Source organism: Streptomyces sp. NPDC050263 (assembly GCF_040655955.1).
Taxonomy (GTDB): domain Bacteria; phylum Actinomycetota; class Actinomycetes; order Streptomycetales; family Streptomycetaceae; genus Streptomyces.
Genome location: NZ_JBFAKW010000054.1, coordinates 16,388 through 28,239 on the forward strand (window position 1 = coordinate 16,388; position 11,852 = coordinate 28,239).

12 protein-coding genes and 1 pseudogene are annotated in these 11,852 nt (G+C 70.3%); 7 read left to right on the forward strand and 6 right to left on the reverse strand.

Annotated features, from left to right (window positions below; translation table 11 throughout):
• The first annotated feature begins 61 nt into the window (after positions 1-61).
• Positions 62-811, forward strand: a complete 750-nt coding sequence (locus tag AB0J04_RS23790) for a hypothetical protein (protein ID WP_363170559.1) — start codon at positions 62-64, stop codon at positions 809-811.
• A gap of 120 nt (positions 812-931) precedes the next feature.
• Here AB0J04_RS23790 and AB0J04_RS23795 read toward each other — a convergent pair whose 3' ends face one another.
• The 3 genes from AB0J04_RS23795 to AB0J04_RS23805 form a co-directional block, all read right to left on the reverse strand.
• Positions 932-1,534: a sugar O-acetyltransferase gene (locus AB0J04_RS23795; RefSeq protein ID WP_363170560.1), complete on the reverse strand. Its 603-nt coding sequence runs from the start codon at positions 1,532-1,534 to the stop codon at positions 932-934.
• 145 nt (positions 1,535-1,679) lie between these two features.
• Positions 1,680-2,660, reverse strand: coding sequence for a pyridoxal-phosphate dependent enzyme (locus AB0J04_RS23800; protein ID WP_363170561.1), 981 nt, complete (start codon positions 2,658-2,660; stop codon positions 1,680-1,682).
• 117 nt (positions 2,661-2,777) lie between these two features.
• On the reverse strand, positions 2,778-3,602 hold the full coding sequence (locus tag AB0J04_RS23805; RefSeq protein WP_363170562.1) for an IclR family transcriptional regulator: 825 nt from the start codon (positions 3,600-3,602) through the stop codon (positions 2,778-2,780).
• Between the two features lie 330 nt (positions 3,603-3,932).
• On the opposite strand from AB0J04_RS23805, the gene AB0J04_RS23810 reads away from it, so the two are divergent.
• The 6 genes from AB0J04_RS23810 (at position 3,933) to AB0J04_RS23835 (ending at position 8,755) form a co-directional block, all read left to right on the forward strand.
• Complete coding sequence (locus tag AB0J04_RS23810; RefSeq protein WP_363170563.1) at positions 3,933-4,721, forward strand: transporter substrate-binding domain-containing protein; 789 nt, start codon at positions 3,933-3,935, stop codon at positions 4,719-4,721.
• 48 nt (positions 4,722-4,769) lie between these two features.
• Positions 4,770-5,513 carry an amino acid ABC transporter permease gene (locus AB0J04_RS23815; protein WP_363170564.1) on the forward strand — a complete coding sequence of 248 codons (744 nt, stop codon included), beginning with the start codon at positions 4,770-4,772 and terminating at the stop codon, positions 5,511-5,513.
• Entirely contained in the window at positions 5,513-6,163 is a 651-nt protein-coding gene (locus AB0J04_RS23820; protein WP_363170565.1) for an amino acid ABC transporter permease, read from the forward strand. The genes AB0J04_RS23815 and AB0J04_RS23820 overlap by 1 nt, the downstream gene beginning before the upstream one ends.
• Complete coding sequence (locus AB0J04_RS23825) at positions 6,160-6,933, forward strand: amino acid ABC transporter ATP-binding protein (RefSeq protein WP_363170566.1); 774 nt, start codon at positions 6,160-6,162, stop codon at positions 6,931-6,933. The genes AB0J04_RS23820 and AB0J04_RS23825 overlap by 4 nt, the downstream gene beginning before the upstream one ends.
• A 55-nt stretch (positions 6,934-6,988) precedes the next feature.
• A complete protein-coding gene (locus AB0J04_RS23830; RefSeq protein ID WP_363170567.1) occupies positions 6,989-8,005 on the forward strand; it encodes a sugar kinase in 1,017 nt (338 codons plus the stop codon).
• Positions 8,006-8,134: 129 nt separating this feature from the next.
• Positions 8,135-8,755, forward strand: a complete 621-nt coding sequence (locus AB0J04_RS23835) for a bifunctional 4-hydroxy-2-oxoglutarate aldolase/2-dehydro-3-deoxy-phosphogluconate aldolase (RefSeq protein WP_363170568.1) — start codon at positions 8,135-8,137, stop codon at positions 8,753-8,755.
• On the opposite strand, the gene denD is transcribed toward AB0J04_RS23835, so the two are convergent.
• The 3 genes and pseudogenes from denD to AB0J04_RS23850 form a co-directional block, all read right to left on the reverse strand.
• On the reverse strand, positions 8,750-9,769 hold the full coding sequence (gene denD, locus AB0J04_RS23840; RefSeq protein WP_363170569.1) for a D-erythronate dehydrogenase: 1,020 nt from the start codon (positions 9,767-9,769) through the stop codon (positions 8,750-8,752). The genes AB0J04_RS23835 and denD overlap by 6 nt on opposite strands.
• A gap of 167 nt (positions 9,770-9,936) precedes the next feature.
• Positions 9,937-10,763: pseudogene (locus AB0J04_RS23845) on the reverse strand (FAD-dependent monooxygenase).
• A 77-nt stretch (positions 10,764-10,840) separates the two neighbouring features.
• The gene (locus AB0J04_RS23850) at positions 10,841-11,812 is read right to left on the reverse strand and encodes a Clp protease N-terminal domain-containing protein (protein ID WP_363170570.1); all 972 of its coding nucleotides are present in this window, start codon (positions 11,810-11,812) and stop codon (positions 10,841-10,843) included.
• Positions 11,813-11,852 lie beyond the last annotated feature (40 nt).

Here is an 11,852-nt window from a genome sequence, read left to right on the forward strand (position 1 = left end):
ACGTGTGAGAATCTCCGGCGGTACGGCGGTACGGCGGCGATACAGGGAGCCGGGGGGGACCATGACGAGTGGACGCGGCAGCCACGTTTCGGCTTCCGGCGCCCATCCGCTGTCGACGCGTGCCCTCGGCCGGGAATCAGGGCGGGCCCGGCAACTCCTGGCCGCCGGGGAGTGGCGGCCCGCCGCGTCGGATGCCGAGGCGGCTGCGGCCGTCCTGGCCCGTCTCACCGCCCCGCTCCCGACCCGGCGGGCCGCGACGGCGCGGACCCTGGCCACGGACCGGGACCGTCGGCTCCAACGCATCCTGCGCACCACGCTGCACCACCTCGACGCGGGCGCCGTCAGCCCGCCCGCCGCCGCCCTCCTGGCCGCCGTCGCTCGCGCGCTGCTGCCCTGGCATGCCCACCCGAACCCACCGGCCGCGGCGGCGGCCCCGAGATACGCGGCGGCGGCGAGGCCGTCGGACGCAGTGGCGGTGCCGCCGACCGAAGCGGGCGACGCCCTGCTCCCGGATCTGATCGCCCTGTTCGCCACCCTGGCCGAGAGGTGTCTGCCCGGGAGGGCCCCGCTCACGCCCCCGGCCGTGCCCTGGGAGGTTCGGTACGCGGGCCGGTTCCGTCGTTACGGCAGGCCCGCTCCGGGGGTGTGGACGGCCGAGACCGTCGGCTGCCCGGGGTGCGGGGGCACGGCCGGTCCGTGGACGGTGACCTGCGACTGGCGTCTGATCACGCTGAGCTGCCCGTGCGGGGTGGCCACCCACGAGCACGGCCTCGCCTTCTCCGAGGCCTGGCTCCTCCTGCCGGACGCCTGACTGCGTGACTGCATCACTACTGCACTACCGCATGACTGAGCGTCGGCTTGAACGCTCACTGCTCAAGTAGGCGCCGGACCCTGTGCGACACCGTCGTGAGCCGGCTGGGCATCCCCGCCGCTAACGCTCGGCAGTACGCGTGGTGAGGTCTTCGTCCGTGATGGGACGGATTGCACGGCAAGGCGTTCCGACCGCGACGCTCATCGGGGGAATGCTGCGGGCGACGACGCTGCCGGCGCCGATGACCGATCCGTAGCCGATCCGGACGCCTGGCAGGACGACGACGTTGCTGCCGATCCACACTTTGTCCTCGATCACGATCGGTTCCGAGAACCGCCCGAAGTCCACGCGTCGCGAGGGATGCACCGGGTGTCCCGTCGTGGTCAGTGTGACGCTGGGGGCGATCATGACACCGTTGCCTATACGGATGTCCACGTCATCGACAAACGTCAGGTTCACGTTTCCGAAGAAGTCGTCACCGATGTGGACGTTGCTTCCGAACCCGGCGTGAAACGGCGGCAACAGCACCGTGCGCTCTCCGACCGATCCGAAGATCGCCACGAGCAGCGATCGACGCTTCTCCGTTTCGCTCGGTGGCGTGTGGTTGAACTCGAAGATCTGGTCCGTCCGGCGTCGCGGGGCCTGGAACGCAGCTTCCGACTCGGTATAGACAAGTCCCTTACCGATCCGGGCCAGGACTTCTTCCTCACGAGCTTGCGACACAGCGGAACACTCCGTTCACCAACCCCTCGAGCACAGGCGCGACACGCTCCCCATCGAGCACGCGCATGCAGAGCCTACGTGCACCGCTAAGACACCATGAGCCCTTTCCGGCCTCTGGTTGTCCTCTACACACGCATCGCCTTCGTCAAGACCTCCGGCTGGGAGCCGCACCGACCCAGTGGTGATAGGCGTCCACGTCGACGTTGCTGCCGCACACGATGGTGACCACGTGCCGTCCGGCGAAGCGGTCGCGGTCTTCGAGGATCGCCGCTATGCCGAGCGCGGCCGACGGTTCGACGACGAGGCCGGCGTGGTCGAGGAGCATCCGCATACCGGCGGTGATCGACGCCTCCCGGACCAGGACGGCGTCGTCGGCGACCAGGAGGAGGTCGTCCAGGACGGCCGGGACGGGACGCCGGCCGGCGACGCCGTCAGCGATGGTGTCGGTCGAGTCGGTGGTGACGACGCGCCGCTCGCGCCACGAGCGGGTCATCGCCGGTGCGCCCAGCGGCTGGACGCAGATCACCTCTACTTCGGGCGCCGAGGACTTCACCACATGCCCCACACCGGTGGCCAGCGCCCCGCCGCCGAGAGCGATCAGGACGGCGTCGAACGACGGCACGGTGTCGACCAGTTCCAGGCCGATGGTCGCCGCGCCCTCGCAGGTCTCGAGGTCCAGGCTGTCTTCGACCAGCCGGATGCCGTCGTAGCGCGCGATGGCCGCCGCCCGCTCGCGAGCCAGCTCGTGGTCGCCGTCCACCAGCTCCAACCCGGCGCCCAGTGCGCGGATGCGGTCAAGCTTGGCCACGGTCGCGAAGCGGGACGCCACGACGGTGACGTCGAGCCCGCGGCCGCGACCGGACCAGGCGAGGGCCTGGCCAAGATTGCCCGCGCTGGCGCACACCACGTCCCGCGAGCCGTTCTCGGCGAGCAGGCTCGCGACCACCTCGGTGCCGCGGGCCTTGAAGCTGCGCACCGGGTTCGCCGTTTCGAGCTTGACGCTCACCGCGCACCCGAGGCCGGGCTCCAGCGCCTCGCAGCGGTACAGCGGAGTGTCGAGGAAGACCGGGTCGATCACCCGGCGGGCCGCCCGGATCCGAGCAGTGTCGAGCCGCGTCTTGTGCACGACACGGGAGCGTAGCGCGCGCCGTCGCCGACACGGGGGCCGCAGCCCGGCTGTTCGCCCTTCCCTGCGCACTGCTCATGCACGGCCTGCTCGCAGGCGTTGGGGGCAGGCGGGCGTTCACCGAGGTGGCGGAACAACTCCGCCCAAGCGGTCGGTGAGGGCCTGGGCGGTCTTGGTGACTTGCCTTCCGATCTCCGCGATGCGGTCCGGGGTCACGCGGGAGGCTGGGCCGGAGATGCTCACCGCCGTGACGACGACCCCGTTGTGGTTGAAGACCGGTGCGGCCACGCACCGGATGTCGAGCTCGTTCTCCACGTCGTCGACGGCGTAGCCGCGATCGCGGATGCGGGCGAGTTCGGCCCGCAGTTGCTCGGGGGAGGTGATGGTGGCCGGTGTGCGTGCGGGCATGCCGGCCGCTGTCACCGTGTCGAGGACGTCGTCGGTGGCGTGAGCGAGGAAGGCTTTGCCGGTGGCTGTGCAGTAGGCCGGTTGGCGCCCGCCGATCCGGGAGTGCATCCGCACGGCCTGCGGACTCTCGACCTTGTCGATGTAGACGATCTCGGGAGGATCGAAGCTGACCAGGTGCACCGCCTCGTGCACGTCCTGGGCGAGCTGGTGCAGCAGCGGCGATGCCGTGCGTCGGATGTCGAGCCGCTCCAGGTAGAGCTGTCCGAGCAGGGCGTTCTGCGGGCCGAGCCGGTAGTGACCGCTTTCCGGATCCTGGTCCACCAGCCGCTCCTCCCGCAGCGGGCCGACGAGCCGCAGCAGGGTGCTCTTGCTCATCTGCAGCCCGGTGGCGAGGTCGGTGAGCGAGGTCCCCTGCGGATGCCCCTCGTCCTCGGCCAGGTACGTCAGGATGCTCAGCGCGCGTCGCAGGGACGACGAGGCGTTGCGACGGGGCCCGGGGTCGGGTGTCTGATGCGCGCTGTCGAGCGAAGCCACGCCGGTTCCTCCTGCGGAGACGCGATGCGGGGTGCGGTCCCCGCGGGTCCCCTGGCAGGACCCGACCGGGACCCTACCGTACTGCATAGCAAAACGATATGTCACATGTTGAAATCGGCCGTTGACGACCGTGGGGCGCCGGACTAGCTTCTCCCCAACGCAACCCGATGCAATGTGAAACGTAGTTTTGCAGTGCAAAACACGCTGGCGATCGACGGTGATCACCCCCCTTCTTCGGCCGTCCAGGCTCACCCTCAAACCCTCCCGGAAGGGATGTATGTGATGAGACTTCGTCACGGTAACCGCAATCTGATGGCGATTTGTATCGGTGTGACCGCTGTCGCATCGCTCGCCGCATGCACCTCCAGCAGTGGTACGTCGGCTGCGAACCAGCAGTCCTCGACGCTTCAGGACGTCATCAAGCGCGGCACCCTCAACGTCGCCAGCTGCCTGTCGTTCCCGCCGTTCGGCTCGATGGACGAGAACAACAAGCCTCAGGGGTTCGACGTCGACGTCGCGACCGCCATGGCCAAGGCGCTGGGCGTCAAGGTCAAGATCGTCGACACCACGTCCGCCAACCGCATCCCCAACCTGCAGACCAAGAAGGTCGACGCGGTGGTCTGCAACTTCACGACCACGGCCGAGCGGGCGAAGCAGGTCGCCTTCAGCGATCCCTACATCGTCGCGGGTGAGGTGATGCTGGTGAAGAAGTCCAGCGGCATCTCCACGCTGAAGGACCTCAGCGGCAAGACCGTTGCCGTGACGAAGGGATCCACCAACGGCGACGCCGTCAAGGCCGGCAACCCGAAGGCGAAGATCCAGGAGTACGACACGTCCTCCGCCGCTGTGCTCGCCGTCAAGCAGGGCCAGGCCGACGCCATGGTCGAGGACTCCAACTTCCTCAACTTCCAGGCCAAGTCGGATGCCTCACTCAAGGTCACCGAGGACTCTGTCGTCCCGCTCGAGTACAACGGCATCGGCGTGCCCCTCGGAGACGCCACCTGGCTGCAGTGGGTCAACACATGGCTGCGGGAGTTCAACACCTCGGGACAGGCCAACGCCGTCTACCGGAAGTGGTTCGGCGTGGACCGCGTCTTCCCGCTCAACCCGTCCTACTGAGCCCGGCCGGGCGGCGGCCTCCTCGCCGCCGCCCCATGGAGGAGTCCCATGTTCGTTGACTGGACCTACGCCCTCCGGGACTGGGCCACTTATCTCGACGCGGCCTGGCTGTCCCTGAAACTGTCACTCGAGGCCTTCGCACTCGCCTTCGTCCTCGGCCTGCTCGGCGCGCTGGCCCGCAGATCCCGCTACATGGTGCTGCGCGCGCCCGCCGCCGTCTACGTCGAGGTCATCCGCAACACCCCTGTGCTGCTGCAGATGTTCGTCGCCTACTTCGCGCTGCCGTCGGCAGGCCTGCGGCTGAGCCCGGTGCAGGCGGGTGTGCTCGCCCTGGGCCTGAACGTCGGCGCCTACCTCACCGAGATCTTCCGCGCCGGTATCCAGGCCGTCCCGAGCGGCCAGCGTGAGGCCGCCCGCGTACTGGCACTCAGCCCGCTGCGCACGTTCGCACATGTGGTGTTTCCGCAGGCCCTGCGCAACGTCTACCCCGCTGTGGTGAACCAGTTGGTGCAGATCATCCTGGGCTCGTCGTTGCTGTCGGCCATCTCCGTACCCGAGCTGACGGGCACGGCCATGGTCATCAACTCCCGCACGCTGCTCACCGTGCAGGTCTTCGGCATCGCGGCCGTGCTCTACCTCGTCCTCACCAACGCGGTCGTCCTCGTGGCCGGCCTCATCGGGCGGGTCGCCTTCAAGCCGCCCCTGCGTCCCTCCGTGAGATCTCGTCCCCTGAGCGCCGTACGCCGTCTGCTGCCGGCCCGTCCCGCGCGCCCCGTCCAGAAGGAGGCCTGATGGACTGGTCGGTCATCTGGTCGAACCGCGAACTGTACGTCTCCGGCCTGTGGGCCACCGTACTGCTGTCGATCGCGGCGATCGCCACCGGAACGCTGCTCGGGCTGGCCGTCGCGGCCGTGCGCACCAGCCGCGTCCCGGTCCTCGCCCAGCTCGCCCGGGGCTACCTGGAGGTCTTCCGCGGCACGCCGCTGCTGATCCAGATGCTCTTCATCTACTTCGGGGCGGCATACCTGGGCCTCGCCGGCATCACCGTCTTCGGCGCGGCCCTGCTCGCCCTCACCCTCTACCAGGGCGCCTACATCGCGGAGATCTTCCGGGCCGGCATCGAGGCGGTGCCCCGCGGCCAGTGGGAGGCGGCGCGCGTGCTGGGCCTGCCCCGCATCCGGACGTTCGTCAGCGTCATCCTTCCCCAGACCCGGGCGATCGTCCTTCCCCCGCTCGTCGGGCAGTACCTCTCCCTGATCAAGGACACCTCGATCGCCGTGGTGATCGGCTACGTCGAACTGGTCCGCCAGGGGCAGGCCGTCATCGACCGCGTGGGAGACCCCGCCACGTCCTACATCGCTGTCGCCGTCCTGTACTTCGTCATCTGTTACCCGCTGTCGCTGTTCGTGCGGCACATGGAGCGAAAGGCTGTCACCGCATGATGATCACCGACCCCGCCGCCCACCAGAAGGCGGTGACCACCTCGCGGATCTCGCTGTCCGGCGTGCACAAGCGCTTCGGTGAACTGGAGGTCCTCAAGGGCGTCGACATCGAGGTGGAGCCGGGCGAGGTCGTCGTCCTCATCGGCGCCAGCGGCTCCGGCAAGAGCACCCTGCTGCGCATCATGTGCGACCTGGAGCGCGCGGACGCCGGCGAGGTGTGGGTGGGCGGCGTCCCCCTGCACGACCGCAAGCGGGCCCCGGAGATCTTCGGGCACGTCGGGATGGTCTTCCAGCAGTTCAACCTCTTCCCGCACAAGACCGCGCTGGGCAACGTCACCCTCGCCCTGCTGAAGGTCAGGAAGCTCTCCCGCCCGGAGGCCGAGGAACGCGGCCGGGCCGCCCTGAAGCGGGTCGGGCTCGCCGACAAGACCGGCGCCTACCCCGCACAGCTCTCCGGCGGACAGCAGCAGCGCGTCGCCATCGCCCGCGCCCTCGCAATGGACCCCGCGATCATGTTCTTCGACGAACCGACCTCCGCCCTCGACCCCGAACTCGTCGGTGAGGTCACCGGCGTCATGCGTTCCCTCGCCGAGGACGGCATGACCATGGTCGTCGTCACGCACGAGATGCGCTTCGCCAAGGACACCGCCGACCGCGTCGTGTTCATGGACGGCGGCGTCGTCCTCGAACAGGGCTCGCCCGAGCAGGTCTTCGGCCATCCCGCCGAACAGCGCACCCAGCAGTTCCTGCACCGCGTCCTCGACACCTGAGGGGCCCTCCACCGCCCTGACACCGCGATGCCGGACACCCGCAGAAGGAACCCCCGTGCCCATCCCGCCTCCGCTTCCGCCTCCCCGCCCGCCGTCCGGCACCGAGACCAAGGCCGACGTGGTGTGCATCGGAGAAACCATGGCCGTACTCAGCCCCCCGGACGCCCGGCCCCTCGCGCGCCAGAGCGCACTGGCGCTCGCCGTGGGCGGAGCGGAGTCCAACGTGGCCTGCGGCCTGGTCGCCCTGGGACACAGCGCCGCCTGGCTGGGCCGAGTGGGCGACGACCCACTCGGACGCCGTGTCCTGGAGGACCTCACCGCCCGCGGCGTCGACGTCTCCGGCGTCAGGACGGACCCCGCGCGGCCGACCGGCGTCTACTTCAAGGACACCGGCCCCGAAGGCACCGGCACGCACTACTACCGCCGGGACTCCGCAGCCGCCGCGATGGACACCGGCCTGGCGAGCCTTCCGCTGCTCCACCGAGCCCGCGTGCTGCACCTCTCCGGCATCACCGCAGCACTCTCGGACAGCTGCGCCGAACTCGTCACGCACATCGTCTCCCGACGAGCCGTCCCCGGGCCGGTCATCTCCTTCGACGTCAACCACCGTCCGGCCCTGTGGCGGCACCGCCCGGTCGACGCGGCCCCCACGCTGATGGAACTGGCCCGCGGCGCCGACCTCGTGTTCGTCGGTCGCGACGAGGCCGAAACCCTGTGGGGCACCCGTACAGCGCAAGACGTCCGCGACCTGCTCGGCCCCGGCCCCGTGCTGGTGGTCAAGGACGCCGGGCACGGAGCGACGGTGTACTGCGCCGACGGCGAGGAGACATTCGTCCCCACCCCAGCCACCCGGGTCGTCGAACGCGTCGGAGCCGGCGACGCCTTCGCCGCCGGCTACCTCGCGGCGCTCCTGGAAGACCGCAGCCCCGCGAACGGACTTCGCCTGGGCCACCTGGCGGCCGCCGCGACCCTCAGTACCCGCGAGGACGTCGCCGCTGTTCTGACCCGCGACACCCTCGACCGCCACCTCGCACTCGACGACGCGGCCTGGTCCGCCCTGCGCCTGACCTGACCCCCTTCCCCCACCAGGAGCACCACGAGACCCGGACGGCGATACCGACGAGGGAGATCCGCACCGACCAGGCTCCCGCACCGGCCCGGGTCTTCTCCCCTCCCCAACTCGTCCGAGGAATCAGCCGCTGTGAGTTCCGCCTTCCTGCCCGCTCTGTCCGCAGACCGCGTCATCGCCGTGATCAGGGCCCCTGAGATCCCCGACGCCGCAGCGCTCTGCGCCGCCCTCGCAGAAGGCGGAATCCGATGGGTCGAGTTCACCTTCACCACTCCCGACGTCACCACCCACCTGCGGCGCGCCGCAGCACACAGCGAAACCCGCATAGGCGCCGGCACCGTCATGACCGGGCTTCAGGCCCAGGCGGCGATCGACGCGGGCGCCACCTACCTCGTCACCCCCGGCTGCCGTCAGGAGGTCGCCGAGACCGCCGCCACGGCAGGCATCCCCGTCGTCATGGGAGCGCTGACGCCGACCGAGGTCGCTCATGCCCTGGACCTCCGAGCCGCCGCGGTGAAAATCTTTCCGGCCCACTCCCTGGGGCCCCGCTACTTCAGCGATCTCGCCGGCCCCTACCCCGGTGTCCCCCTCGTCGCCTCCGGCGGTGTCAACAGCGCCAACGCCGCCCGGTTCCTGGCGGCAGGAGCCCACGCCGTATGCGCCGGCTCAGAGGTGGTACCCGCTCCCGCCGTCGCAGCCGCCGACTGGTCCACCGTCACCGAGAACGCGAGGCGATTCATGAGGGCGCTATAGCCGCCGTGTCGGCGGACTTGCCTCCGGATGATCGGCGAGGTAGTCCTGCACGACGGACAGGAAGCTCGGGTCCGGTTCCAGACCGAGTGCGGCGGCGCGTGTGCTGTCGAAGTCGGCGGGCCACGAGGCCACGATGGCCTCGACGGCAGGGTCGGGCGCGATGGTCACCAGGTCGGCGACGGCATCGCCGGCCACCTGCCGCAGCGTGGCGAGCATCTCGGCGACCGAGACCGTGAGCGCGGGCAGGTTGACCGGCGCCCGGCCGTCGAGCCGCCCAGGCCCGACGCCGCGTTCGGCCTCCGCGATGCGCAGGATCCCCTGCACGGTGCGGCGCGGTGACGCCAGGGCCACACGCAGGTCGGGCCGCACCGGGCAGACAGCCGGGAGTCCCGCGAGCGGCTCCCGGACGATGCTGGACAGGAACCCGGAGGCGGCCGCGTTCGGCCGGCCCGGCCGCACAGCGACGGTCATCAGGCGGGCGACGCGTCCGTCGAGGAAACCGCGGCGCGTGCAGTCCGCGATCATCTGCTCGCAGATGAGCTTCTGCGTTCCGTAACTCGACCGCGGCACGGGAAGGGACGACTCACCGACCACCGTGGGCAGGCTCAGCTCAGGGCTCGAACCATAGACGGCGAGGCTGCTGGCGAACACCACCTGCGCAGTCGGCCCTCCGGCGGCCGACTGCGCCCGGGCGGCGTCGAGCAGGGCGCGGGTGGTGTCCACATTGGCGCGCATGCCGAGGTCGAAGTCGGCCTCGCACTCGGCCGACACCGCGGCGGCAAGGTGGAACACCGCATGAACCGGCTGGGCGAACACGTCGTCGAGGCGGTCGATCAGGTCGCCGTGCACGATCTCCACCAGCGGGTCCGTCGCCACCACGGAGTCGGGCGGCACGATGCGGTCGGCGAGCACCAGCCGTGTGATCGGTGTGCCGCGCAACGTCCGGGTGTGCAGCAGCGTGCCGGCCAGTCGGCGGCCCAGGAAGCCGAACGCGCCCGTGATGACGACCCTCACGTATCTTCTCCTCGTATGCGTGCCGGTGGCGCGGAACCGTCCGGCCGCAACGGCGTCCCGGCGATCCCGATGGCTGGGCGTCCCCGGTCCGACAGCGACGGCGAACTACCCACGCAGACACATCCGTCAAACGCCCGGCCGCCGGACACCGCCCACCGGCCATTTCCTCACCCCCGCCCCTGGACGTGCGCGGACTGTCGGCCGGCGGCGCTGGTGCCTTCGAACATCTCGCGTTCGTACTCCTTGACGGCGGCGGGAAGTCGTCCGGGCGCGACCGGCGCGAGGTCGAGCAGGGCGCCGTCGAGGAGCGCCGTGCCGGCGCCCTGCCCCACCGGCGGCATCAGGTGCGCCGCATCGCCGAGCAGCGTGACGTCTGGCGTCGACGGCCAGGTCAGGCCGACCGGGATCCCGCCGGTCGAGAACCAGTCCTCGGCGGTCTTGCAGAAGCCGAGGCAGACGCGTACGCGTACGCGGCCGTCGCCGTTGCGCTGTGCCGACAGGGACTGTCCGTTGCCGAGCACCCAGTAGTCGCCGCGCCCGACCGACGCCGCGAGATCGGGGTGGGTGCGGTCGACGTCGGGAATGCCGCGCTCGACGACGTCGTGACCGGTGTGCGCCGGCCGGGCGTCGGTGAGCAACGCACGGACCCGCGAGTCCGCCCGGCCGTCGGCGCCGACCGGCAGGTCGTACGTCGTGCTGCTGCCGTCGGCGAAGTGCAGCAGGCCGTTGTCGGCGGACTCGACCGCGCGCCCCGACGCACCGTGCGTTCGGGAAGGGAATCCAGGAGCAGGTTGCGCAGACCTGCACGGTCGACCTCGGGTCGCTCGAGCGAGGCGTCGCCCGACGCCCGCTGCCCGGTCCCGGAGTGCAGATCCAGCATGCCGCCCTGAACACGCGCGCCGCGCCACGCCTCACGTTCGTACACGACGGCGTCGATGCCGTTCACGTGCGGCACACGGGCAAGGGCCAGGCCGCCCGAGCCGGCTCCGACGATGGCGCTTCCTCGCCTGCGTGCTTGGGGCGACGACGGGTCAGGCGTCGCGCTGCGCCTCGGTGGGCGCGGCGAACGGGTCACCGGCGGAGCCGGGGTGCGAGCACCGTGCGCACGACCTCGGCCACCTTGCCCGCGGCGGATCCGTCCACGTCCTCGGGGTCCGGTTCCAGTACTCGCTGGAGCTGCAACAGCAGCTGGTTGGTCGACCGCCAGAGCGGGACGAACATGCCGGCGACCGGCCCGACGCCCTGGATCGGGCCGTCGGACAGCTCGGTGACCTTCTTGGCGATCGTGACCGTCGTCGGATCCCGCAGGATCAGGTGCACTTCGTCGTCGACCAGCCGGATTTCCATCTTGCGTGCGGCGGCTTCCTCCGGGTTCGCGTCCGTGGTCGTCTCCGGATCCAGTTCGTCGATCTTGGCGGCGACCGCGTCCGGGTCGACCCCGAGTTCGCGCAGCGCCCTGGCCGCCATGCTGTTCTCCGTCCGCAGCATCGCCTCCAGAAGGTGGTGGCTGCCGACCGGCGCCCCACCGGCCAGCGCGGCGGCGGCGGACAGGGTGTCCTCGGTGGCAGGTGTGCCGGCCGGCCAGGGGCCGGTGGCGACGTCCTGCGGTCCCTCCGCCGACGCCAGCACCGCGGCACGGATCCTGCTGATCGGGTCGATCCGCTCGGCGAGCACCTTCGCGCCGACGCCCTCACCCTCGCTGACCAGGGCGAGCAGGATGTGTTCCGTGCCGATGGAGGTGTGGTGCAGCTGTTGCGCCTCGCGCAGGGCGAGGTCCAGCGTCTTCTTCGCGCGCGGCGCGAAGGGGATATGGCCGCGCAGCTCCTGCGTGCCGGGCTTGACCATCGCGGCGATGTCGACCTGCGCCGTCTCCTTGTCGTACCCGAGCCGGTGCAGGACTTTCGCCGCCGTGCTGTCCGGTGCGTCGAGCAGCCCCAACAGGATGTGCTCCGTGCCGATGTGGTTGTGCTTGAGCAGCCTCGCCTCCTCCTGAGCCGTGACGACCACCTTGCGGGCTTCCACTGTGAACCTCTCAAATGACATGGCTCCATGGTCTCAACCATGTCAATACACTGTTATTGAT

Bases quoted from the DNA above. Each gene is read 5' to 3' on its own strand.
- AB0J04_RS23790 (WP_363170559.1), top strand. From the start codon at position 62: ATGACGAGTGGACGCGGCAGCCACGTTTCGGCTTCCGGCGCCCATCCG.
- AB0J04_RS23815 (WP_363170564.1), top strand. From the start codon at position 4,770: ATGTTCGTTGACTGGACCTACGCCCTCCGGGACTGGGCCACTTATCTC.
- AB0J04_RS23820 (WP_363170565.1), top strand. From the start codon at position 5,513: ATGGACTGGTCGGTCATCTGGTCGAACCGCGAACTGTACGTCTCCGGC.
- AB0J04_RS23825 (WP_363170566.1), top strand. From the start codon at position 6,160: ATGATGATCACCGACCCCGCCGCCCACCAGAAGGCGGTGACCACCTCG.
- AB0J04_RS23850 (WP_363170570.1), bottom strand. From the start codon at position 11,812: ATGTCATTTGAGAGGTTCACAGTGGAAGCCCGCAAGGTGGTCGTCACG.